Below are 24121 nucleotides of genomic sequence, written 5' to 3'. Positions count from 1 at the left end.
AGCAGGACTTGTGTCCTGCTTTTTTATGAAAAAAATTTATATAATTCAGGAGGAGATCTATGGCAGTAGTTGAAATTAAACACCCATTAATCGAACACAAACTTACATACTTAAGAGACAAAAATAGTGATACAAAAACATTTAGAGAAAATTTAAATGAGATAGCTAAATTGATGGTTTATGAAACAACTAAAGATTTAGAATTAGAGGAGATAGAAATTGAAACTCCTATTCAAAAAACAAAAGCTCATGTTTTAAAAGATAAGGCAGTAGCAGTTGTACCAATATTAAGAGCAGGTCTTGGTATGGTAGATGGGATCTTATCATTGATACCTACAGCAAAAGTTGGTCACATAGGAGTATATAGAAACGAAGAAACTATGCAACCAGTTTACTATTATTGTAAACTTCCTGTAGATATAAAAGATAGACAAGTAATACTTGTAGATCCAATGTTAGCAACAGGAGGATCAGCTATTTATGCAATAGATTATCTTAAAAAAGAAGGAGTTAAAGATATAACATTCATGTGTTTAATATCAGCTCCAGAAGGAATAGCAAAAGTACAAGAGGTTCACCCAGATGTACCTATTTATACAGCTAAAATTGATGAAAAATTAGATGAAAATTGTTACATAGTTCCTGGACTAGGAGATTGTGGAGACAGAATATTTGGAACAAAATAAAAAAAAGACTACTTTAAGTAGTCTTTTTTTTATTTAATCTAAAGCTTCAAGTTTTATTTTTTTCTTATTAATAAATGTAATTTTTAATTCTTTATTTATTCCTGAATTCTTTTCAAGCCAAAGTCTTAATGGCTTATTTCCAATAATTCTAGCTACTTTAGTAGCATTAGCAGTTCTGCTAATTCTACCTACAATAGTTTTTTTAGGACCTAAAATAATGTTTATTGGAACTTTATCTCCAGAAACTAGATGAGAATGACTTGTTTTGACATTAAAGAATCCTCTTTCATAATAACTTTTAGTAATTACAAATATATAAGAAGGATGTTCTTTTTTAGGTTTTTTTGCAGTTGATCCTGGATTTTTAATTTCTTTTTTAAGTTTTTCTTTTTCGGATCTTTCAATTGCTACCCTATCTTTTTTCAACATATCCTTTACTCTATCTTTTAAATTTTCTTCATTCCAAGAAGGTGAAAAATCTTGAATCATTTTATTAATATCTTCTTTTGAAAATTTAGTAACAAAACCAAAGAATTTTTTGTTTTTCATAGCATAAATTTCAATATTGTTATTATTTATAAGCTCTTCTTTTAATGATTTAACTAATTTAATAAAGTATTCATCATTATCATGAGTTAATTTTATTAATAAACTTTCTAGAGAATCTTCAGCTAAAGATATAAATTTAACCTCTCCCCCTTCTACAAAAGAAAATACAATATTAGAATCTTTAGCAAAAGAGTCTATTTCAAAAGTGAGTTCATTATCAACAAGATTCCATTTTCCTATTTTTTTAAAGCCAAATTTTAGTAACCTTTCCATTTAAATAACCTCCCATACTAAAAAATAATAAACCTATTAATATAATATTACCTCATAATACTTAAAAAATAAAGTAAAAATTAAAAAAAATCAATAAAATTAAAAAAAACAATAAAAAAAAGCAATATTTTTATAAAAAATAGAAATAAAAGAATAAAATGAAATAATAGATATTGTGATTTCAAGAGTTGATATAAATAAAAAAATAGTGTAAAATCATAAGGAAGTATAAAAAATTTATAGGAGGAATTCTGTGGTAGTTGATAGAAAATTTGGAAAAGAACTGATTGAAAAATTAAAAATTCAAAATAAAAAAGTTGTATTTACTAATGGATGTTTCGATATTTTACACGTAGGACATTTAAGATATTTAGCAGAAGCTAAAAGACAAGGAGATATATTAATTGTTGGAGTAAATTCAGATAGTTCAGTAAAAAGATTAAAAGGGGAAGATAGACCTATAAATGGAGAAGCAGATAGGGCAGAAATGTTATGTGGTTTAAAGTCTGTTGATTATGCAGTTATTTTTAAGGAAGATACTCCAGAAAAATTAATTGAAGAATTAAAACCCTCTATTCATGTAAAGGGTGGAGATTATACTAAGGATGATTTACCAGAAACCAAAATAGTAGAAAGTTATGGAGGAGAAGTTAGAATCTTATCTTTTGTTGAAGGAAAATCTACAACTAATATAGTTAACAAGATAAAAAAATAATTATTTTTAAATTTATAAAAGGAAGGGTTATGTTATGAAAAAAATAATGAGTTTTAAAGAAATAGATTTATTGGCAAGTAATCTTTCAAGATTTGTGGGTAAAGGAGATGTTGTAGCTTTAATTGGAGATTTAGGAACTGGAAAAACAACTTTTACACAAAAATTTGCTAAAGCTTTAGGAGTTTCAGAAAATTTAAAAAGTCCAACTTTCAATTATGTTTTAGAATATTTTTCAGGGAGGTTGCCTCTTTACCATTTTGATGTTTATAGACTTTCTGAAGCAGAAGAAATATATGAAGTAGGATATGAGGATTATTTAAATAGTGAAGGTGTCTTAATGATAGAATGGGCCAATATTATTGAAAGTGAATTACCAAAAGAGTATATTGAAATAAATTTTGAATACAATGATGAAGATTCAAGACAAGTTGAAATAAAGTATATAGGAAACGAAAAAAAAGAAAAGGAGATGTTATCGTATGTTAATTTTGGGGATTGATACATCAACAAATATAGGAAGTGTAGGATTATATTCTACAGAAACTGGATTAATAGGAGAAATGACAATAAATATAAAAAAAACTCACTCTGAAAATATAATGGTCCAATTAGATAATTTATTAAAGATAACAGGTGTAAAAATTAAAGATATAGATAAATTAGCAGTTAGTATAGGACCAGGATCATTTACAGGTATAAGAATTGGAGTTGCAGCAGCTAAGGGAATTGCTTCTTCTGGGAATTTTAAAATAGCAGGGATTAATGAACTTGATGTAATCGCAGGAATGTCTACAGAAAATGATGTAGATATTTGTGCATTAATAGATGCAAGAAAAGAAAGAGCTTATCATTGCTTATATAAATACAAGGATGGATCTTTAGAAAGATTAGAAGAATATGCTGTGGGAGAACTTAGAGAATATTTAGAAAGTAGAAAAGATAAGAAAACTCTTTATTTAGGAGATGGAGCTTTAAAATATAAAGAATTAATATCTGAAATAGTAAAAGATAATGCAAAATTTGCGAAAAAATCATTGAGTTTACCAAGAGCATCTATGGTTGCAGAATTAGCAGAAAATAAAGAAGATAACTTGTATACAATGGAACCATTTTATTTGAGTAAAACACAAGCAGAAAGACAAAAAGAAGAAAGAGAAAAGAAAAATTAAAAAAAGGCCTTAAAAAAGGTCTTTTTTTATGTAAAAAAAAGAAAAATTATGATATAATTATTTAATATATTTGACTTAATTAAATTTTTTTGGAGGGACAAGGAATTATGTATAAAAAATATTACTTAATATTAGCATTAGCAATAATGGGAATACAAATAAATGCAGCTGAAGAGAGTCAAGTTGAATTAGACCTTAATGATAATTCTGTCTACTCAAAAAATGGTGTAGATGTTAAGTTTGAAAACAATAAAATTAAAGCTTTCAATTTGAAAAGAGATGTTAAAAAAAATAAATTATTTATAAAAGATAAAATCATTATGGATTCTTATAATCTTTCAGGAGATTTAAGAGTAGAAGGAACAAGTGGAGAAGTTTCTTTAGATGGGAAAAAAGCTAAATTTGATAAAAATTTTGCTTGGCTAGAAGTTGGAAATGTAACAGGAGCTGAAAAACCTAACGATAGAATATTTTTTGGTAGTGACAAAGCAAATTATATAGATGGAAAAGTGGAATTAAAAAAAGCTTGGATGACAACAGATCCTAAAGCAGACAAAGATAAAAATAATAAAGATTTAGGATACTATTTAGAATCTGATAGTATTTTTATTGAGCCAAATAAACAAGTAACTTTAAAAGATACAAATTTATTTGTTGAAAATAAAGATATTATGCCCTTTACATTACCTTGGTATAGATTCAATATAAGAAATGGATCTAAAGTTCCATTATTCCCAGTATGGGGGACTACAGAGGACTATGGATGGAATATTTCTCAAGGAATATTATATGAAAGTAAAGATGATAAATTTAAGGGAGGATTTGCTCCTAAATTTGCAGATGAAATGGGATTACTGGTTGGAAGAATGGAAAATTGGTATACATTTGATAATTTAGGTGAATCTAGATTAAATATAAGTAATGCTTTACTTTGGAAAAAAAATAAAGATGGAGAACTAAATTCTTTAAATAGAGAAGATGAGAGTAATGATGATAGATGGGATGTGGATTACACTCATAATTATAGAGGGGATAAGGGATATTTTAATTTTGGAGTTAAAAGTGTCACTTATAATGAAAATCCAGCATTAAAAGATGCTATAGAAGATTTAGATGCAAATAAAAAATTTAATTATATTGATGAAAATGGGATAGCTCATAATAGCCAACCATTAGGAAATATTCCAGATATGGGAAGTTATTCTAATTTTTATAATTTATCTACAGAATTAAATAAATTAGGAGCAAATAAAGATATAAGCATAAATGCAAATTTGAAATTAACAGATGATGAGAAGGCTTATCATTATATAGTTTCAGATGAAGTAGATGATATGAGTTATGGATCTCAGACAGATCATGATTTATTTTCAAATTTAGGAATAAAGAAAGATAATGAAAAATATACAATCTCTTCATACTATAATTATTTAAAAGATATTGATCCAGGAAGTAATAAAGAAGATTTACAATCTAAAAGAGAAGATTTTGGGTTCTTATTTAAGGATAAAAAAAATAAAGTGGCAATTAATTATGATGAAAAAAATGGGGATGAATTTAGAAGCTTAAAAGCTTGGGAAAGGAATCCTAATTTAAGCACGTTAAAAACTACAGATAAATATAATTTAGATTTCGATTATACTCCATGGACGGTATCTAAATATGAAATTAATGACAGTAGAAAATTTGGAGCTGAATTTGGGGAGCATAAACTGACCACGGGCACATCTTTTAAAGTAGGTTATAATTATGATTTTAACGAAAAAAAATTAGACTTAGAAAATGATCCACTTAGAAAAGATGTTTTCTCAACTGATAGTAGACTAAGTCAGTATAATAGATTTGAAAACATTGTATATAACAAAAAAGAAGAAAATAGAGTTTATACCACATTCTATACAGGGATTTTTGATTTTACTGTAGCTGGAGGAAATTCTAAAGAAACTATAGAAACTAGAGAAGGTTCAAATAATATTGTAAAAACTTACAAAAATGAATCTAAATTCTATGAATTAGGATTAGCTAAGAATAAAGTTTCTTTAGGTGACTTAGGAGAAGTTGATATTTACGGAAATGTAAGACAAGATCAATATAAGAATTCAGATGATGAAGTGAATAGATTTAGTACAGGGTTAACTCATAGAATTAATTTAAATGACAACTTAAATAATGAATTTAAGATTTCCTTTGTTGATTATGATTTCTCAGGAAATGAGGGAGATAAAGTTAGAAGATTAATAAATAAAAATAAAGAGATTAAATACAATGATAAAATCAATTTTAGTCTAGGAAATACAGATATTCAATATAAAGTTGCTTATACTGAAAAGGATAAGGCAAGAGATGGAAATAAAGATAGAAGAACATTGAATAATGAATTAAACTTCTTATATAACGGGAAGAAAGCAGTGACTACATACTATAACATAGATAAAAGATATGTTAATAAAAATGTAGAAGGTGAAAATTATAATGATTTAAATTTAGAAGATTATGGAGCTAGATTCTTTGCAGGAAATAATGAATTTTATTATAAAAATGAAAATATTGAAGCAAAATTATTTGATATAGGAGAAACTAAATTATTTGATGAAGATATGAGTGCAGATACTTATGGTTATACTTATAACTTTACAGATAGTAAATTAAATCTTGAATATACAGAAGCTAAAGATAATGGAGCTTACTTAGATAATTCTAAAGAATTACTTGATATAAATAATAAAATTTATTCAGTAGCATATATAAAGGGAAAAGAAGTAGAATACTCTTATAAGGTTACATATGAAGATTATAGAGAAAATTATATAAAGGCTGGGGAATCAGATTATAACACTCAATATAATACAGATGTAATAAGCTTAAATTATAGTTTTAAAGATAAAAGAGTTTCTGATTCAGACTTAAGAGAATATGCAAGTAAAGAATTTGGGAAAAAAGAAAATGATATAACTTCTTCTGATTTAATGAAAATAAAAGAAATTATAGATAGAAGAGATGGGACTTCCTTTGATTTGGGAAGATCTATTGATAATAGAGTTAATTATAATGGGAATTTAAAACAAGCTTTAAGTTTAAATTTATCTTTAGAAAGAAGTAAGGATAGATATGATGAGACAAGTGATTATTTAGATTCTTTAAAAGAATTTAAAATAGGAGCTTTTTATTCTAGAAATAGAACAGGATTTGGTTATACTTATTCAGAAAAAGCTAATTATTATGACCCTGCAAATAAAACAGGATGGAAGACATCAGAAAAAGAACATGAACTTAGTTTCCATACAGCTTTAGGAAAACCAAGTGAAGGATGGAATTTAAAAACATATATTCAATTTTATGATGAAATTGATTCAAGAGAAAGTTTCTTAGATGAAGCAGGAATCAAAATAGGAAAAGAAATGGGATATTATGAGTGGTCAATAGCTTATATAAGAGATTACAGTACATCAACTCATGACTATGAATGGAAAACAGCATTACAATTTACACTTCTTACATTCCCTGACAATACAATATTTGGTATTGGAGGAAATGGAGGTAGTAATAAAAATGTTTCTCCTGACTTAAGCTTATTTAGTGGAATAAAAATTGATGAATAATATAGGAGATGAATTATGAAAGTAGAATTAATGGACGGAAGTATAAAAGAATTTGAAGGAGCACAAAACATGTTTGTAGTTGCTAAATCAATTAGTAACTCTCTTGTTAAAAAATCAGTTGCAGCAAAGATTGATGGAGAAATGAAAGACATGTCTTATGTTTTAGATCATGATGCAAAGGTTGAATTTATAACTATAAACGATGAAGAGGGAGAAAAAGTAATTAGACATTCAGCGGCTCATATGATGGCTCAAGCTGTAATAAGATTATTCCCTGGAACAAAAGTTGCAATAGGACCAGCAATAGAAAATGGATTCTATTATGATTTTGATTCTGAAGAGCAATTTACTCCTGAAGATTTAGAAAAAATAGAAGCGGAAATGAAAAAAATAGCTAAGGAAGATGTTAAAATTGAAAGAATTGAAATGTCTAGAGATGATGCTATTAAACATTTTGAAGAACTAGGTGAAGAATATAAAGTTGAAATAATCAAAGAAATAGCTAAGGGAGAAATGCTTTCTTTCTACAAACAAGGTAAATTTATGGATTTATGTAGAGGACCACATGTGCCATCTACTTCTTATATAAAAGCATTTAAATTAAAATCAGTTGCAGGAGCTTACTGGAGAGGAAACTCTAATAATAAAATGCTTCAAAGAATTTATGGATTAGCTTTTGGAAATAAAGAAAGATTAAAAGATTATTTAAAATTCTTAGAAGAAGCAGAAAAAAGAGATCATAGAAAATTAGGAAAAGAATTAGAATTATTCTTTGTAAGTGAATATGGACCAGGGTTCCCTATATTCATGCCTAAAGGTATGTGTTTAAAAAATACTTTAATTGATTTATGGAGAAGAGAACATAAAAAAGCAGGATATGTTGAAGTTCAAACTCCAACAATGTTAAATAGAGAATTATGGGAAACTTCAGGACACTGGTTCAATTATAAAGAAAATATGTATACAACTTCTATAGATGAGACAGATTTTGCAATAAAACCAATGAACTGTCCAGGTGGAGTTTTAGTTTATAAAAATAAAATACATTCTTATAAAGATTTACCAGAAAGAGTTGGAGAATTAGGACATGTTCATAGACATGAATTTTCAGGAGCATTACACGGACTTATGAGAGTTAGAGCTTTCACTCAAGATGATGCTCATATTTATATGACTCCAGATCAAATTGAAGATGAAATTATAGGAGTAACTGAATTAATCGATAAATTCTATAAAGGAATTTTTGGATTTAATTATGAAATAGAATTATCAACTAAACCTGAAAAAGCAATAGGATCTCAAGAAATTTGGGATAGAGCAGAAGCAGCTTTAGAAGGTGCTTTAAAGAAAATGGGAAGAAAATATGAAGTAAATGCAGGAGACGGAGCATTCTATGGTCCTAAACTTGACTTTAAAATTAAAGATGCAATTGGAAGAACTTGGCAATGTGGAACTATCCAACTTGACTTTAATTTACCAGAAAGATTTGATATGAATTATATTGGTGAAGATGGGGAAAAACATAGACCAGTAATGATTCATAGAGTTATTTACGGATCAATGGAAAGATTTATGGGAATATTAATAGAACATTATGCAGGAGCATTCCCTATGTGGTTAGCACCAACTCAAGTAAAAATATTAACTTTAAATGATGAAGTAGTACCTTATGCCAAAGAAGTTATGGCTGAGTTAGCAAAAAGAGATATAAGAGTTGAGCTAGATGACAGAGCAGAATCTATTGGATATAAAATAAGAGAAGCTAATGGAAAATATAAAGTACCTATGCAAATTATTATAGGAAAATCAGAAGCTGAAGGTAAAACAGTAAATATTAGAAAATTTGGTGAAAAAGAACAAAATTCTATGGAACTTAATGAGTTCTTAAACTACGCTGTTGAAGAAGCTAAATTAAAAATTGAAAAATAATTATTTACAAAAAAGAAAAAAAATGATATTATTATCAAAAAACTAAGAGGAGAATTAATATGTTGAATATAAGGACAAGGAGAATTAGAATAAAATTTAATAATATGTCAGCCTTATATTTAATAGGTAGATTATTTTAATTTTCCCAAATCTTTAATGTATATTATAAATTCTTTTATGTACATGTAAATTGAATAGTCTACAAAGTATATTAGTATTCTAATATATAATGATGTTAAATAGACGTCTGACTTATGTCAGGCGTTTTTTTTATTAAAAATTAAAGTGGAGGTAAATTTTATGGAGAGTTATGGGTTTTTGTCAATTATACCAATTATAATAGCGGTAGCAATGGCAATAAAAACAAAAAATGTAATAGTTTCATTATTTTCAAGTGTTTTTTTAGGGGCGTTAATGTTAAATCATTATAATCCTTTGTTATCAACTAAGGTTTTAATTAAAGGATTTTTTGTTCCTCAATTAACAGATAGTTATAATGCAGGAGTGATTATCTTGATGGTATTTATAGGTGGATTTATTGAACTTATGATGACATCAGGGGGGGCTTATGCCTTTGCTCAAGCAGTGGGTCATTATATAGATTCAAAAAAGAAAGTTCAAATGGCAGCTTATTTTACAGGAATAATGATATTTTTCTCAGATTTAGGAACACCACTTATTGTTGGTCCTATATTTGCTCCTTTTTTTAGAAAATTAAAAGTTTCTAAAGAAAAATTAGCATACATTCTAGATTCAACAGCTTCTCCAGTAGCAGTTTTAGTTCCTTTTATTGGATGGGGGGTATTTATTATTGGATTATTACAAAAAGAATTTAAAAATTTAGGATTAGATTTATCTGATTATGAAAGTTTTATAAAAGCAATACCATTTAATGCTTATCCAATACTAGCTTTAACAATGATACCTATGATAACATTACTTGGATTTGATTTTGGTCTTATGAAAAAATTTGATAATGAATCTGAGGATAAATATTTAAAAGAAGAGAAAGAAGAAGGAGCAAAATCAAAATATTATGTTGAAAATGCAAAGCCAATATTTGTATGGTTACCTATTTTAGTTTTATTGTTCACACTATTTGGAATGTTAGGGATAAAATTTCTAACAACAAAAGTTTCAGGAAGTGAATTTAGAGCAGCTTTAAGCAGTGGTTATTTATATGCAGCAATGGTATTAATGATATTAATGTTAATTAATAAAACTAAAAAATTTAAAGAAATATTTAAAATATATTTAAATGGTATGTGTAAAATGACAGAGATAGCAATAATATTAATTTTAGCTTGGACTCTTGGTACAATTAATAAACATTTAGGTTCAGCAGATTATATTGTTGGGTTTATAAAGGATATAAATTTAAATTCAGGTTATATTCCAATTATAACATTTATTTTAGGTTGTATAGTTTCTTTTGCAACTGGAAGTTCATGGGGGACATTTAGTATTCTTATTCCAATAGTTGTACCAATGGCAGTAGCAACAGGGGCTCCTCTTTATACTACAATAGGAGCAGTTTTATCAGGAGGATTATTTGGAGATCATGTTTCTCCAATATCAGATACAACTATATTAGCCTCAGCAGGAGCAGGTTGTGAACATATAGATCACGTTAAAACACAAATGAATTATGCCTTTGTAAATGCTATAATAGCTATAGGATTCTTTGGAATAAATGGATTTTTTCCAATGGGGACTTCAATATTAATGGCAATAGGTGTACAATTTATAATAATTCTTTTAATAAAAATTAAAACAAAAAATTAGGGGGAAGTTATGCAATATTTTTCAGGTAGATTTAAAGAAAAAGCAGATGATTTAATATTAGATTTTCATTCATCAATAAATTTTGATAAAAGACTTTATAGATATGATATCATGGGTAGTATAGCTCATGTTAGAGGACTAGGAAAACAAAATATATTAACCATGAAAGAAGCAGAAAAAATTGAAGAAACTTTAAGAGAAATTTTAGAGGAAATGGATCAAGGGAAAGTGAAATTTTCAATAGAATATGAGGACATTCATATGAATATTGAAAAAATACTTATTGATAAAATTGGAGATTTAGGAAAAAAACTTCACACAGGAAGAAGTAGAAATGATCAAGTAGCTTTGGATATGAAACTTTTTACAAAGGATGAAATAAAAAAAATACAATCTTATATAATAGAACTTATTGAAATATTAGTAGATTTTGCTAAAAAACATAAACATACTTATATGCCAGGATTTACTCATCTTCAAAAAGCTCAACCAATTAGTTTCTCACATTATGTATTAGCTTATGTAGAAATGTTTAGAAGGGATTATGAAAGATTAGAAAATTCATTTAGTTTAATGAATACCTCTCCTTTAGGATCAGCTGCTTTAGCAGGTACTACTCATCCTTTAGACAGAAATTATACTAGTGAAATATTAGGTTTTTCTCATCCTACTTGGAATAGTATGGACGGGGTAAGTGATAGAGACTATTTACTTGAAATAATGAGTGATTTATCTATAGTGATGGTACATTTATCAAGATTTTCAGAGGAAATAATAACTTATTGCTCAAATGATTATGGATATATTGAATTAAGTGATGCTTTTTCAACAGGAAGTAGTATTATGCCTCAGAAGAAAAATCCAGATGCAGCAGAATTAATTAGAGGTAAAAGTGGAAGAGTTATTGGAGATATGACAGGATTTTTTACAACAATGAAAGGATTGCCTTTAGCTTATAATAAAGATATGCAAGAGGATAAAGAAGCCTTTTTTGATGTGGTTGATTCAGTTAAAGGATGTTTTACTGTTTTTAATGGAATGGTTAAGACAATGACTATAAAAAAAGAAAAAATGAATGAAGCTTGTAAACATGGTTATATAAATGCGACAGATATTGCAGATTATTTAACTGAAAAAGGAATGAGTTTTAGAGATGCCTATAAATTAACAGGAGCAATGGTTTCTTATGGGATAGAAAATAAAAAAGCTTTAGATGATTTCACAATGGAAGAATTTAATAATTTTTCTAATTTATTTGAAAAAAATATATATGAAAAAATATCTATACAATATTGTGTAGAAAAGAGAACTACTTTAGGAGGACCAGGTTCTGAAAGTGTGGGAAAACATATAGAAAATGTAGATGAATTTTTAAAGAACGCGATAGAAAAATTAAAAGAGTATAAAATAAATGATATTTTATAAACGAAAAGGGGAATTTTAAAATTCCCCTTTTTCATTTATATGTAAAACATTTTTTATAATAAAATTTTTCATATGAAGATATGAAAATTTAAATATCTTCCAATTAAATTCATCAAATATTTTTCTAACAAAAGTTCTATCTATAACAGCCTTTACAATAAAAAAAATTAAAACAAAATAAAAACTAAGTAATTTAGATTCAATATGACTTGTTAAATTTTTTAAAATATTAGAAGCTAAAAAAACGATCGCAACAGAAATAAGAATTTCTAATAAATTTATTAAAAATGAAATTTTTTGAAAAAAGCCACAAATATATTTTCCAAGCTTAAGTTCTAAAAAGATCTTTTTTTCTTGGCACAAGCCGTGATCCTTAAGCTCATGGATAATAGTTTCTAATTCTTCCTGAGAATGCTCTAAAATCCATTTCTGACGGTATTTATATCTGTTAGCATACATTGTGTCAAAATGTTTAAAGTGTGAGTTTATTTGGTTAATCATAAGAGACCTCCTATATAAATATAAATATAAATATTTATATGGGTATTATAATCCGACTAAAAAAATAAGTCAAAGTTCTACTTTAAAAAATTTAACTGAGTTTCAGAAACAATGATAGATGAAATTATTAAAAAGCCTCCAATTAATGTTTTTAATGTTAAAGGGTCATTATAAAAAATAATAGATAGTACAACTCCAAATAAAATTTCTGTGGATAAGATTAATGAAAGAGTTGAAGGCTCTACATATTTTTGAGCTTGAGTTTGTGCTAAAAATCCTAAGAATATATTAAAAACAGTTAAAAATAAAACTGCTAAAATTTGTTTAAAATCAAAATGAATATTTAGTAAAGAAAAATTTTCAAATAATATATTTAGTACTAAAGTTATTAATCCGCCAGAAAATAATTGGAAAGCATTAACAACAAAAGCATTTTTTCCAGGCATATGAATACCTAGTATAACCATTTGAAGAGAAAAAAATACAGCGCATATAAGAGTAAAAATATCTCCGATATTCATTTGGAATTTTCCATTTAAAGATAGGAATCCTATACCAATAAAACATAATAAAGCTGATATATATGTATAAATTTTTGGTCTTCTTTTTGTAAATAACCAAGTGATTAAAGGAGTGCCAATAACATATGCTCCGGTTAAGAAAGCATTATTTGAGGGGGTTGTAAACAATAAAGCTGCAGTTTGGAAAGCAAATGCAAAGCCCATAAATGAACCAGAAAGTAGACCTAATTTTATTTCATTTTTATCTATTTTTATTTTCTTAATATTAATTATTATAAAGGTTAAAAAGGAAGCTCCAAATAACCTTATAGCAGAAAGAGCAAAGGGTTCGATTCCACTATTTAGAACTATTTTTGAAAGAGGAAAGCCACAACCCCAACAAAAAGCTACAAGAAATAAAATAATTTTATAAGTACTTTGTTTAAGCATAAATATCCTCCTAAATATTTTAAATTAAAGTATTATATCATAAGTATTCTTTTTAATGAAATATAAATTTCAAAAAATAGAATTAGACTTAAAAAAATTGAAATAAGTTTAAAAGAAATTCCCAAAAAAGTATAAAAGTCCTAAAATCGAAAAAATAAAACAGTTCTAAAACAGGAAATTTACCTGAAATATATATTAAAATAAAACAAAAAAAAATTTTTTTCAAAAATCCTTTACAAATTAAAAAAAATAAGGTATAAACAATTTAGTGGCGAACCTTGAGAAAGTTGGCTACCAAAAATAAGATTATTCAAGGAGGAATTTTATTATGAAAAAATTAACACTTTTATTAGCAGCATTAACAGTAGCTTCTGCAGCATATGCAAAAGAAGTTATGCCAGTAGCAGAAGTTGAAGCAGCACCAATGCTTAAAGTAACTTCAATAGGTCAATACATAGAAATCGATAATACTTCTGGATCAGAAGATATAGGTGAAGCTGTAATGTTAGGAAACAAATTAGGATTAGCTTATGGAGATGACTGGACATTTGGATTAATGGCAAGAAAAGGTTGGTCAATGGATACTGATGATGGAATTAGTTCAACTAATCATAGAATAGAAATGTCAGCAACTAAACATTATGACAACTATACAGTTGGGGCAATTTGGAGAGCTGAAAAAGATTATGACAGATTCCTAGCAACTACTTCATATAAATATGATATGTTCTCAGGAAACTTAAAAGCAGGATATAAATTTGTTGATAAAGGAAATGACTATTTCTATGCTGAAGGTATGCCAGTAGCAGTAACTTATAATAATGTTAAATTAGGTTACTATTTTGAATATTCAAAATATAATGGAACAGGTGATAAAGTAGGAGATCAAGATTCAGGAATGTTACATCAAGTAAGAATTTCTACTCCTTTATATTCAAATGATAAATTATCTTTAGCTGCTGAATATAGATATCAATTTGCTCAAGATAAAGATTATGAAAAAACAACTGCTTGGCAAGAAAACAACAGACATATTGCTATATTATCAGGAAGCTATGCTATGACTGATAACTTATCAATATCTTCATACTATGAGTATGATTTTAATAAATATGAAGGGCATGATGGAGCAACTGATGATGCTGATAACTATTATGGTGAGTTCGGACTTGGATGGACTTACAAATTCTAATTTAACTTAGAATAATAAAAGTTTATAAATATATAATTAAGAGAGAACTTAGGTTCTCTCTTTTTTTATGCAAAAAAATATAAAAAATACAAAAAAATAAAAAATATTTTTAAAACTAAGTTTTTTATTTTTCATGCTTTGAGACAATAAAATAAAAAAAAGTGGTGCCATATATGCAACATACGCAATATATGCAATATATGCCATATACGTTTTTGACTTTCTTGGAAAAAGGTTTAAAATATAAGTTAGAAGATAAATATAAGTTATAAAAAAATATTAAAGAGGAGGACAAGATGAAACATAGTTTTAATGTAATCTTAGCAGAAAAATATGGAATAGAAGAAGCAATTCTTATAGAAAATATTGCTTTTTGGATGGGGTATAATATTGATAATGGTAAAAATTTTAAAGAAGGAAGATACTGGGTATATAATAGTCTTAGATCTTTTAGTAAATTATTTCCATATATTAATCCTAAAAAAATTCAAAGATCTTTAATAAAGTTAGAAGAACTCAATGTTATTAAAACAGGAAATTTTAATAAATTATCTTATGATAGAACAAAATGGTATACCATTATTGATAAAAAAGTAATGGAAATTTATAATTTAATCATAAATGATGATTTTATCTCAAAAACCGATTTGGTAAATGCATGTAACCAAAATGGACAATCCATTAGCCCAAAATGTAAAATGGATGAAGCCAAATTGTCAAATGGATTAGGACAAGATGTCCAAACAATACCTATTATAAAAACTATTATAAAACCAAATATAAAAACTACTACTAAAGAAAAAAATAGTAATAGTTCTTTAATGTCTATAAAAGAAAAACTAAAAAAAACTCATTTAGGATTATTAACAAGTAAAAATATTATGAAGATTATAACTGACAAAAAAATAACTCTCGAAAGATTAACTGAAGTTATAGATTTTAGTTTAAGCCATAATAAATCTTCTGGTTTTATTGTTTCTGCTCTAAGGGATAACTATGTTCTAAATTCTGTATCTAAAAATAATAATTCCAGTAAAAGATCAAAGTTTATTGATGATGAAAATATAATTTTTAGAAATAAAATAAATAAAATAAAGAAGAAAAAGGAAGAAGAACAAAACATAAAAAAAGCTATGGATGATTATTTTAATTCTTTACCTAAAGAAAATAAAAATAAAATAATGGATGAAGTGTATTCTTTATCTAAAGAAAAATATGGATATTTATGGGAAATTATGGGAAAGACTAAGGTAAAGTATGATGTCTTAAAAAAAATTATTTTTTCTTGACAAGAGCCCTAAAATTAGGTATAATCACGTAAAATAAATTTTAAAAGAAGGAGATAAATATATGATGTTACTACTAAGTATAATATTTATAATAAGCATACTGCTAATAAACATAGTCATACTAAGCAATGTTATAAATAAAATTCTAAGTAGTTTTGAAAATATATTTAATCTTTTACATAGAAACTTATCAAGGGAGTATGTATAGTTATATTCTTTTTTGGTGAAGTATAATTAAAGGAAATTATTTGAGAGGCAATCTTAGAAATATGAGATTGTCTCTTTTTATATTATTTAGGAGGAAATATGGAATATGAAAATTATATTCAAGGAATATTAAAAAAATATGAAAATAACTTTGATCTACAGGAAAATTTTAAAATTGGAAATAAATTTTTTTCAAATTATGGATATTTTACAGCAAAATCAGAAAAATATATATTTTTAAAGGATATTAATCTTTGGGAAGTAAATAACTCAGAGCATGTTTTCTTTTTAAATATAGATAAATTAACTAAAGAAGAGATTAAATGGAATAAGGATTTAATTATAAAAACTATAGAACCTAAATTGGTTAGAAAAGGTGAAAAATACCCACCTAAAAATCAAATGTATACTTATCTTACTTTTATTTTTGTAAGTTCAAGTCCTATTGAAAAGGATATTATAAAAGAGATTAAAAAATTTAAAGAAGAAAGAAATTATTTATTTACTTTTAGAGGATACATGTCAACTAGAATAGTTGCAGTAGACTTAACAAATAAAAAAGTTCATACCAATAGATTAGGGAAAGAATTAAAGAATATTTATATGAAAAATTTTAGCTAAGAAAATTAAATTTTAAATAAGGTTAAGGAGGAAATTATGAATGGTATTACAATGTTAGGAGGAGCTATTATTATTTTTTTAGTAGCTTATGTTACTTATGGATCATGGTTAGCAAAGAAATGGGGTATTGATTCTAAAAACCCTACTCCAGCTCACGTGAAAAAAGGACAAGAGGATTTTGTGCCTACAAAATCTCCAATTCTTTTAGGACATCACTTTGCTTCAATTGCGGGAGCAGGACCAATTGTTGGACCTATTCAAGCAGCTGTTTTTGGATGGATTCCAGTATTTTTATGGATTGTTATTGGAGGAATATTTTTTGGTGGAGTTCAAGACTATTCTTCAATAGTTGTTTCTGTAAAACATGAAGGAAAATCTTTAGGAGAAATTATAGAACATTATTTAGGACATAAATGTAAAATGTTGTTTAGTATTTTTGTATGGTTGGTATTGTTATTAGTAATAGCAGCATTTACAGATATTGTTGCAAGTACATTTACAAATGGGGCAGTTGCTACAGCTTCTCTTTTATTTATTCCTTTAGCTATTTTGTTTGGATTCTTTGTTTATAGAAGAAATGCTCCTTTAGCAGTATCTTCAGTTGCAGGGATAATTTTACTAGTGGTTTGTATTGCAATAGGAATTAATTTTCCAATTCATATGAGTAAAAACTTTTGGCGTGGATTTGTATTACTTTATATTTTTGTTGCTTCAGTATCTCCAGTTTGGATTTTATTGCAACCAAGAGATTATTTAAATAGTTTTCTATTATATTTTATAATTATTGCTTCTGCAGTAGGAATATTATTTACTAATCCAACTATCACTTTACCAGCATTTACAGGATTTAAAAATCCTTTTAACGGGCAAACAATATTTCCATATTTATTTATTACAGTTGCTTGTGGAGCTATTTCAGGATTTCATAGTTTAGTAGGATCTGGAAGTTCTTCAAAACAATTAGATAATGAAAAAGATGCAAAACTAGTTGGATACGGATCAATGTTAATTGAATGTTGCTTAGCAATAATTGCATTAATTGCAGTTGGTGTTTTATTTAAAGATGGACATATGCCTAAAGGAAATCCATTTGTTGTTTATGCAAGTGCAATTGCAGGAACTTTTAAAACTTTAGGATTAAGTGAAAGTTCAATGAAGGTAGCGTACACAGTTATTTCTTTATCTTTTTCAGCCTTTGCTATTACTTCTTTAGATACAGGAGCAAGATTAGCAAGAGTTGTTTTCCAAGAAATTTTTGTACCTAAAGAAAAAGAAAAGAAAGAAAGTTTTTTAACAAATCCTTATGTTTCTACTTTAATAACTGTTGCTTGTGGTGGAGTGTTATGTATAGCTGGGTATAAGAATGTATGGCCTATATTTGGGGCATGTAATCAATTGATTGCAGTACCTTGTTTCTTAGCTGTTGGAGTTTGGTTAGCTAAGAGTGGAAAAGAAAATAGAATGGTTATTATACCAATGGTATTTATGATTTTTGCAACAATGACTTCTCTTATTATGTCATTAGGAAAAAATATTTCAATTTTAAAAGCAGGACAGGGAAGACTAGAAACTCATGGAATTCAATGTTTAATGATTGTGTTTATATTTGTATTAGCATTTATGTTGTTGTTAGAAGGAGTGAAAGTTTTATTAAAAGCTCATAAAGAATCTTTAGAAAAATAATTTATTAAGAGTTCCTTTGTATTAATAAGGGGACTCTTATTTTTTTTAAAAACAAAAAAATTGTGGTATAATTCAAATGGGATAAACTTTAAAAAAGTATTCAAAATTTATCAAAATAGAATTCTTTTTTAATCAAAATAGAAGATGCTGTAGGTGGTATAATTGATAATGGATGTGGTCTATGTTATACTATAAGGCAGAACATATTGGAGGAAAATATGAAAAAAATAAAGATATTTTTGATTTTTTTAACTATATCTATAATATCATTTTCACAAGTGAAATATACAGATATTTCAAAGGATCATTGGGCTTATGAGGCTGTTGAAAATTTAGTTAAATCAGGTGTTATAGAGGAAAATACATTTGAATTTAAAGGGGAAAAACCTTTAACAAGATATGAGTTTGCTTATGATTTATCAAAAGTATTAGATAAGGTTAATTTAGAAAAAGCAGATCAAAAAGAATTGGATGTTTTAACTCTTATTGTTGCAGATTTTTCTGAAGAACTAAATAAAACAGGTTTTGATAGAATAACTTTTGAAGAACAATTAAAAAGTATTAAAGAAAATATAGAAAATTTAAAAAAACAAGTTGAAATTAATAAAGTTAAATTAGAAACACTGGAAAAAAGGTTAAGGATAATAGAGAGGGAATTAAATTTAGATTAAAAAATAAATTTTATGAATAAAGGAGAAGATAATGAGTAAATTAAAATTGGATTTATCAAAGATATTAGATTTTGTTTCTAATGACGAGATAATGGCTATGGAATCAGAAATAACAAGCGCTTCAAAAGTTCTTATGGAAGGTACTGGAGAGGGAAATGATTTCTTAGGATGGGTAGATTTACCAACAAATTACAATAAAGAAGAATTTACTAGAATAGAAGAAGCTGCAAAAAAAATAAAAGATAACTCTGAAGTTTTAATAGTAATTGGAATAGGAGGATCTTATTTAGGGGCAAGAGCAGCTATAGATATGTTAAGTCATACTTTTTATAACAAACTTTCTAAAGAAGATAGAAAAGCTCCAGAAATTTATTTTGCAGGAAATAGTATTTCAGGATCTTATTTAAAACATCTAATACAAATTGTAGGAGACAGAGATTTTTCAGTAAATGTTATTTCAAAATCTGGAACAACTACAGAGCCTGCAATAGCTTTTAGAATATTTAAAAATATGCTAGAAAAAAAATATGGTGTAGATGGAGCAAAAGAAAGAATATTTGCTACAACTGATTCTTCTAAAGGAGCATTAAAAAAATTAGCATTAGAAGAAGGATATGAATCTTTTGTTATTCCTGATAATGTAGGTGGAAGATTTTCAGTTCTTACTCCAGTAGGATTACTTCCAATTGCAGTTGCAGGAATTAACATTCAAGAATTAATGAATGGTGCAAAAGAAGCTCAAGAAGATTATACAAAAGATTTTAAAGAAAATGATTGTTATAAATATGCTGCAGTTAGAAATATCTTATATAGAAAAGGAAAAGGAATTGAGCTTATGATAAATTATGAGCCAAAACTTCACTATATTGCAGAATGGTGGAAACAATTATATGGAGAATCAGAAGGAAAAGATGGAAAAGGAATATTCCCAGCAGCAGTGGATTTAAGTACTGATTTACATTCAATGGGACAATATATTCAAGATGGAGAAAGAATGTTATTTGAAACATTGTTAGATGTTGAAGAAAAAGAAACAGATATGGAAATTCCTTTTGATGAAGCTGATTTAGATGGATTAAACTATCTTGCAGGAAAAGGAATGAACTTTGTAAATGAAAAAGCTAAAGAAGGAACACAACTTGCTCATATAGATGGAGGAGTTCCAAATATAAGAATATGCATACCTAAATTTGATGCATTTAGTTTAGGATATTTATTCTATTTCTTTGAAAAAGCTTGTGGAGTTAGTGGATATACATTAGGAGTAAATCCATTTAATCAACCAGGAGTTGAAGCATATAAGAAAAATATGTTTGCTTTACTTGGAAAACCAGGATTTGAAGAGGCTGCAAAAATATTAAATGAAAGATTAAAAAAATAAAAAGATAATTGATATAAAAGGGAAATAAGACTAATAGATTATTCTTGTTTCCCTTTTTTGATACTGTTTTTTTAAAATATATGTGATATAATATTACTAGATAAAAAGTTATATAAACTAGAATAGTCTAGTTATAAAATAAAATAAGTAAGGGTGATAGCATGTTATACAAAAAAAATAATGGATGGAAAGATGTTTCTCCTGAAAAATTTGAAGAAATATTTGCCATGGGAGAAGAGTACAAAAAAGTTTTAGACTTAGGTAAAACTGAGAGAGAATTTGTTAACTTAAGTGAAGAATTAGCTAAGGAATGTGGATTTATAGATGCAAGATATAAGGACATTTTACTTCCAGGTGATAAAGTATATTATGTTAATAGGAACAAAAATATAGCTTTAGCAGTTATAGGAAAAGAAGATATTTTGCATGGAATAAACTATGTTGTTTCGCATATAGATTCTCCAAGATTAGATTTAAAACAAAATCCTCTTTATGAAGAATTTGATTTAGCTTATATGAAAACGCATTATTACGGAGGAATAAAAAAATATCAATGGACTTCTATACCTTTAGCTTTACACGGGGTAGTTATACTAGAAAATGGTGAGAAAGTTAAAGTGTCAATAGGTGAACACGATGGAGATCCTGTGTTTACAGTGCCTGATATATTACCTCATTTAGACAGAATAATACAAGGAGAAAGAAAAGCAAGAGAAGTTATAAAGGGAGAAGAATTACAAATTATAGTTGGATCTATTCCTGCTATAGTAAAAGATAAAGAAATAAAAGAATTAGTTAAATATGCTGTGCTAGAAAGACTTAATAAAATTTATGGAATGAAAGAGGAAGATTTTATTTCAGCAGAATTAGAATTAGTACCTAGTCAAAAAGCAAAAGATGTGGGTATAGATAGATCTATGATAGGAGCTTATGGTCAAGATGATAGAATTTGTGCTTATACTTCTTTAAGAGCAATATTAGATATGAAGGAAGTTCCTAATAAAACATGTATTTGCTTCTTAGCAGATAAGGAAGAAACAGGTTCAGATGGAGCTACAGGTCTTCAAAGTGAATATTTGGAATATTTTACTGCAGATTTAATTTCAAAAATAAAACAAAATTATTCTGAATTATATTTGAAAAAAACATTTTGGAATTCAAGAGCTTTATCTTCAGATGTTAATGCAGGGATAGATCCTGTTTTTAAATCAGTTCATGATGAGCAGAATGCTCCTAAATTAAATTATGGAGTAGTTATTGTGAAATATACAGGATCTGGTGGAAAGTATAGTACAAATGATGCTGATGCAGAATATGTTGGAGAAATAAGAAGAATGTTAAATAAGAATAATATAACATGGCAAACAGGATTGCTTGGAAAAGTAGACGAAGGTGGAGGAGGTACAGTTGCAAAGTATCTATCTCAAAAGGGGATTAGAACAATAGATGTAGGTCCAGCTTTACTTGGAATGCATTCTCCATTCGAAATTTCTTCTAAATTTGATGTTCATGAAACATATAATGCTTATAAAGTATTTTTTAGAGGAGAAGCAGAGGATAAGAAAAAATATATTGGGAAAAGTAATAAAATATATTTATAAAAAAAATAAAAAAAAAAAGAATTGCTTATAATTATAAGCAATTCTTTTTTTTATGAAAAACATTGAAATTATTTAAAAAGTTAAAGACAAGAATGTTTTTTTAAAGAAAAACTCAAAAAACACTTGCAAAAAAGTAGATTTTTTAGTATACTATTTTATGTGGGTCGCATAGCTCAGTTGGGAGAGCACCTGCCTTACAAGCAGGGGGTCACAGGTTCAAGTCCTGTTGTGACCACCATTAATTTTAAAAAAAAGTTGGGGGCGTAGCTCAGTTTGGTTAGAGCACCAGCCTGTCACGTTGGGGGTCGCGAGTTCGATTCTCGTCGCTCCCGCCATAGTTGGCCAGATAGCTCAGTCGGTAGAGCAGGGGACTGAAAATCCCCGTGTCGGTGGTTCGATTCCGCCTCTGGCCACCATTCAATTTAATACGGAGGGCGATGTCGCCAAGTGGTAAGGCAGAGGTCTGCAAAATCTCCACCGCCAGTTCGAATCTGGCCGTCGCCTCCATTTAAGAAATTATAACCATTCATTATTGAATGGTTTTTTTTATTATATATAATTTGAATTATTTTAAGAAATTCCATTTGCAATTTTTTGTTGAAAAACTGTGTATATTGGTGTATACTTAGGAAAAGTTTAAGTATTTAAAGGAAAATAAGAAGTTTTTTAGAAAAATAAGAGGTAAAGGGAAATTTTCATTTAAGGAGTTAGCATGACTAAATATAAAATTTTGGATATCTTAAGGAAAAGAAAAGGAGAATATATTTCTGGAGAATATTTAAGGAAAGAAATAGGTGTGAGTAGAACAGCTATTTGGAAAGGAATACAATCTTTGAAAAAGAAAGGATATAATATTGATGGTGTGAATAATAAAGGATATTCTCTTATGGAAGATGATAGTATTTCTGAATATGAAATTAAAAAAAATATTTTATGTGAAGAATTAGGAAAGAAAATTTATTATTTTGAGACAATAGATTCAACAAATTCTTACGCTAAAAGAGAGATAGGGAAATTAAATCATGGAGATATAATTATAGCAGATGAACAATCTAAGGGGAGAGGGAAATTAGAAAGTAGTTTTTATTCTCCTAAAGAAAGTGGAATATATATGTCTATAGTTTTAAAAGAAAATATATTTTCTGATTCTTTAAAATTACTATCTTTAGGAACTGTTTTAGCAATAATGAAAAGTATCGAAAAAGTTGTTGGAATAAAACCAGAAACTAATTGGAATGAAATATTTTTAAAAGGGAAAAAAGTTTGTGGGATATTAACAGAATGTAATATTGAATTTGAAACTGGAAAAATAGAAGATGTAATAATTGGAATAGGGTTGAATGCCAATAATAGTTCTTTTCCAAATTATGTTTCTGAAGAAGTTTCTTCTTTAAAAATTATATTAGGTGAAGAAGTTAATAGAAAAGAAATAATATGCTCGATTTTAGAGGAATTTGAAAATATAAATTGTAAACAAAAATATATACTAAATAGAAAAGAAATGATAGAAGAATATTCAAAATATTTAAATATAATTAATAAAAAAGTTGAAATTAAATATAAAGATAGGATTATTGTAGGGATAGTTGAAAAAATTAATAAAAACGGTGGTTTAGTTATTATTAAAGAAACTGGTAGAAAAGAAATTTTATATAAAGGTACTATAAAAAAAGTTGATTCATAGTGAAGGAGGGGACATGGCAAAATTAAAAATTACAGAAACTGCTTTAAGGGATGGTTCTCAATCTCTTATTGCTACAAGACTGACTACTGAAGAAATAATGCCGATAATTGAGAAGATGGACCAGGCAGGTTATTATTCAATGGAAGTTTGGGGAGGAGCAACATTTGATTCATGTATTAGATTTTTAAATGAAGATCCTTGGGAAAGGTTA

The 24121-nt window shown here is 27.2% G+C and carries 20 protein-coding genes and 4 tRNA genes; 21 read left to right on the top strand and 3 right to left on the bottom strand.

Annotated features, from left to right (window positions below):
- Window positions 1–59 precede the first annotated feature (59 nt).
- The gene (upp, locus tag Q7K47_10155; protein ID MDP0507552.1) at window positions 60–686 is read left to right on the top strand and encodes a uracil phosphoribosyltransferase; all 627 of its coding nucleotides are present in this window, start codon (window positions 60–62) and stop codon (window positions 684–686) included.
- Between the two features lie 33 nt (window positions 687–719).
- Here the strand turns inward: upp and Q7K47_10150 are convergent, their stop codons facing one another.
- A complete protein-coding gene (locus Q7K47_10150) occupies window positions 720–1508 on the bottom strand; it encodes a hypothetical protein (protein MDP0507551.1) in 789 nt (262 codons plus the stop codon).
- 253 nt (window positions 1509–1761) lie between these two features.
- Between Q7K47_10150 and rfaE2 the strand changes: the two genes are divergently transcribed.
- The 7 genes from rfaE2 to argH all read left to right on the top strand — a co-directional run bounded on the left by rfaE2 (window position 1762) and on the right by argH (window position 12130).
- The gene (gene rfaE2, locus Q7K47_10145; GenBank protein ID MDP0507550.1) at window positions 1762–2223 is read left to right on the top strand and encodes a D-glycero-beta-D-manno-heptose 1-phosphate adenylyltransferase; all 462 of its coding nucleotides are present in this window, start codon (window positions 1762–1764) and stop codon (window positions 2221–2223) included.
- Window positions 2224–2257: 34 nt separating this feature from the next.
- Window positions 2258–2722: a tRNA (adenosine(37)-N6)-threonylcarbamoyltransferase complex ATPase subunit type 1 TsaE gene (gene tsaE, locus Q7K47_10140; protein ID MDP0507549.1), complete on the top strand. Its 465-nt coding sequence runs from the start codon at window positions 2258–2260 to the stop codon at window positions 2720–2722.
- Window positions 2703–3392 (top strand): tRNA (adenosine(37)-N6)-threonylcarbamoyltransferase complex dimerization subunit type 1 TsaB, encoded by a 690-nt coding sequence (gene tsaB, locus Q7K47_10135; protein MDP0507548.1) that lies wholly within the window; start codon window positions 2703–2705, stop codon window positions 3390–3392. The genes tsaE and tsaB overlap by 20 nt, the downstream gene beginning before the upstream one ends.
- 107 nt (window positions 3393–3499) lie before the next feature.
- Window positions 3500–6991 carry a hypothetical protein gene (locus Q7K47_10130; GenBank protein MDP0507547.1) on the top strand — a complete coding sequence of 1164 codons (3492 nt, stop codon included), beginning with the start codon at window positions 3500–3502 and terminating at the stop codon, window positions 6989–6991.
- A gap of 15 nt (window positions 6992–7006) precedes the next feature.
- A complete protein-coding gene (thrS, locus tag Q7K47_10125; GenBank protein MDP0507546.1) occupies window positions 7007–8920 on the top strand; it encodes a threonine--tRNA ligase in 1914 nt (637 codons plus the stop codon).
- Between the two features lie 300 nt (window positions 8921–9220).
- The gene (locus Q7K47_10120) at window positions 9221–10705 is read left to right on the top strand and encodes a Na+/H+ antiporter NhaC family protein (protein MDP0507545.1); all 1485 of its coding nucleotides are present in this window, start codon (window positions 9221–9223) and stop codon (window positions 10703–10705) included.
- A gap of 9 nt (window positions 10706–10714) precedes the next feature.
- The gene (argH, locus tag Q7K47_10115; GenBank protein ID MDP0507544.1) at window positions 10715–12130 is read left to right on the top strand and encodes an argininosuccinate lyase; all 1416 of its coding nucleotides are present in this window, start codon (window positions 10715–10717) and stop codon (window positions 12128–12130) included.
- Between the two features lie 15 nt (window positions 12131–12145).
- On the opposite strand, the gene Q7K47_10110 is transcribed toward argH, so the two are convergent.
- Together Q7K47_10110 and Q7K47_10105 are read right to left on the bottom strand one after the other, a co-directional pair.
- Window positions 12146–12631, bottom strand: coding sequence for a hypothetical protein (locus tag Q7K47_10110; protein MDP0507543.1), 486 nt, complete (start codon window positions 12629–12631; stop codon window positions 12146–12148).
- 77 nt (window positions 12632–12708) lie between these two features.
- Window positions 12709–13581 carry a DMT family transporter gene (locus Q7K47_10105; GenBank protein MDP0507542.1) on the bottom strand — a complete coding sequence of 291 codons (873 nt, stop codon included), beginning with the start codon at window positions 13579–13581 and terminating at the stop codon, window positions 12709–12711.
- A 328-nt stretch (window positions 13582–13909) separates the two neighbouring features.
- Here Q7K47_10105 and Q7K47_10100 point away from each other — a divergent pair, with 328 nt between their 5' ends.
- The 13 genes from Q7K47_10100 to Q7K47_10040 all read left to right on the top strand — a co-directional run.
- Complete coding sequence (locus Q7K47_10100) at window positions 13910–14773, top strand: hypothetical protein (protein MDP0507541.1); 864 nt, start codon at window positions 13910–13912, stop codon at window positions 14771–14773.
- Window positions 14774–15069: 296 nt separating this feature from the next.
- The gene (locus Q7K47_10095) at window positions 15070–16062 is read left to right on the top strand and encodes a hypothetical protein (GenBank protein ID MDP0507540.1); all 993 of its coding nucleotides are present in this window, start codon (window positions 15070–15072) and stop codon (window positions 16060–16062) included.
- A gap of 306 nt (window positions 16063–16368) precedes the next feature.
- A complete protein-coding gene (locus tag Q7K47_10090) occupies window positions 16369–16890 on the top strand; it encodes a hypothetical protein (protein MDP0507539.1) in 522 nt (173 codons plus the stop codon).
- Between the two features lie 36 nt (window positions 16891–16926).
- The gene (locus Q7K47_10085) at window positions 16927–18573 is read left to right on the top strand and encodes a carbon starvation protein A (GenBank protein MDP0507538.1); all 1647 of its coding nucleotides are present in this window, start codon (window positions 16927–16929) and stop codon (window positions 18571–18573) included.
- A 218-nt stretch (window positions 18574–18791) separates the two neighbouring features.
- Window positions 18792–19244, top strand: a complete 453-nt coding sequence (locus Q7K47_10080) for an S-layer homology domain-containing protein (GenBank protein ID MDP0507537.1) — start codon at window positions 18792–18794, stop codon at window positions 19242–19244.
- Between the two features lie 31 nt (window positions 19245–19275).
- Window positions 19276–20625, top strand: a complete 1350-nt coding sequence (locus Q7K47_10075; protein ID MDP0507536.1) for a glucose-6-phosphate isomerase — start codon at window positions 19276–19278, stop codon at window positions 20623–20625.
- Between the two features lie 161 nt (window positions 20626–20786).
- Window positions 20787–22226, top strand: a complete 1440-nt coding sequence (locus tag Q7K47_10070; protein ID MDP0507535.1) for an aminopeptidase — start codon at window positions 20787–20789, stop codon at window positions 22224–22226.
- Between the two features lie 162 nt (window positions 22227–22388).
- A tRNA-Val gene (locus tag Q7K47_10065) sits at window positions 22389–22464 on the top strand.
- A 19-nt stretch (window positions 22465–22483) separates the two neighbouring features.
- Window positions 22484–22561, top strand: a tRNA-Asp gene (locus Q7K47_10060).
- A gap of 5 nt (window positions 22562–22566) precedes the next feature.
- Window positions 22567–22642: transfer RNA gene (locus Q7K47_10055), tRNA-Phe, on the top strand.
- A gap of 17 nt (window positions 22643–22659) precedes the next feature.
- Window positions 22660–22733: transfer RNA gene (locus tag Q7K47_10050), tRNA-Cys, on the top strand.
- Between the two features lie 205 nt (window positions 22734–22938).
- On the top strand, window positions 22939–23910 hold the full coding sequence (locus Q7K47_10045) for a biotin--[acetyl-CoA-carboxylase] ligase (GenBank protein MDP0507534.1): 972 nt from the start codon (window positions 22939–22941) through the stop codon (window positions 23908–23910).
- A gap of 13 nt (window positions 23911–23923) precedes the next feature.
- The coding region (locus tag Q7K47_10040) for an oxaloacetate decarboxylase subunit alpha (GenBank protein ID MDP0507533.1) at window positions 23924–24121 on the top strand (198 nt) is incomplete at its 3' end.

It is taken from the genome of Fusobacterium sp. JB019, from assembly GCA_030673965.1.
Taxonomy (GTDB): Bacteria; Fusobacteriota; Fusobacteriia; order Fusobacteriales; family Fusobacteriaceae; genus Fusobacterium_B.
The sequence above is the reverse complement of the archived record's forward strand: the minus strand, read 5'-3'. Positions and strand labels throughout refer to the sequence as shown.

Excerpts from the sequence above, each read along its gene's own strand:
- Q7K47_10150 (MDP0507551.1), bottom strand. The coding sequence starts at position 1,508 with ATGGAAAGGTTACTAAAATTTGGCTTTAAAAAAATAGGAAAATGGAAT.
- tsaB (MDP0507548.1), top strand. The coding sequence starts at position 2,703 with ATGTTAATTTTGGGGATTGATACATCAACAAATATAGGAAGTGTAGGA.
- argH (MDP0507544.1), top strand. The coding sequence starts at position 10,715 with ATGCAATATTTTTCAGGTAGATTTAAAGAAAAAGCAGATGATTTAATA.
- Q7K47_10070 (MDP0507535.1), top strand. The coding sequence starts at position 20,787 with ATGTTATACAAAAAAAATAATGGATGGAAAGATGTTTCTCCTGAAAAA.
- Q7K47_10090 (MDP0507539.1), top strand. The coding sequence starts at position 16,369 with ATGGAATATGAAAATTATATTCAAGGAATATTAAAAAAATATGAAAAT.
- Q7K47_10075 (MDP0507536.1), top strand. The coding sequence starts at position 19,276 with ATGAGTAAATTAAAATTGGATTTATCAAAGATATTAGATTTTGTTTCT.
- Q7K47_10100 (MDP0507541.1), top strand. The coding sequence starts at position 13,910 with ATGAAAAAATTAACACTTTTATTAGCAGCATTAACAGTAGCTTCTGCA.
- Q7K47_10045 (MDP0507534.1), top strand. The coding sequence starts at position 22,939 with ATGACTAAATATAAAATTTTGGATATCTTAAGGAAAAGAAAAGGAGAA.
- Q7K47_10110 (MDP0507543.1), bottom strand. The coding sequence starts at position 12,631 with ATGATTAACCAAATAAACTCACACTTTAAACATTTTGACACAATGTAT.
- tsaE (MDP0507549.1), top strand. The coding sequence starts at position 2,258 with ATGAAAAAAATAATGAGTTTTAAAGAAATAGATTTATTGGCAAGTAAT.
- Q7K47_10130 (MDP0507547.1), top strand. The coding sequence starts at position 3,500 with ATGTATAAAAAATATTACTTAATATTAGCATTAGCAATAATGGGAATA.
- Q7K47_10095 (MDP0507540.1), top strand. The coding sequence starts at position 15,070 with ATGAAACATAGTTTTAATGTAATCTTAGCAGAAAAATATGGAATAGAA.
- Q7K47_10120 (MDP0507545.1), top strand. The coding sequence starts at position 9,221 with ATGGAGAGTTATGGGTTTTTGTCAATTATACCAATTATAATAGCGGTA.
- Q7K47_10105 (MDP0507542.1), bottom strand. The coding sequence starts at position 13,581 with ATGCTTAAACAAAGTACTTATAAAATTATTTTATTTCTTGTAGCTTTT.
- Q7K47_10080 (MDP0507537.1), top strand. The coding sequence starts at position 18,792 with ATGAAAAAAATAAAGATATTTTTGATTTTTTTAACTATATCTATAATA.
- Q7K47_10085 (MDP0507538.1), top strand. The coding sequence starts at position 16,927 with ATGAATGGTATTACAATGTTAGGAGGAGCTATTATTATTTTTTTAGTA.
- upp (MDP0507552.1), top strand. The coding sequence starts at position 60 with ATGGCAGTAGTTGAAATTAAACACCCATTAATCGAACACAAACTTACA.
- thrS (MDP0507546.1), top strand. The coding sequence starts at position 7,007 with ATGAAAGTAGAATTAATGGACGGAAGTATAAAAGAATTTGAAGGAGCA.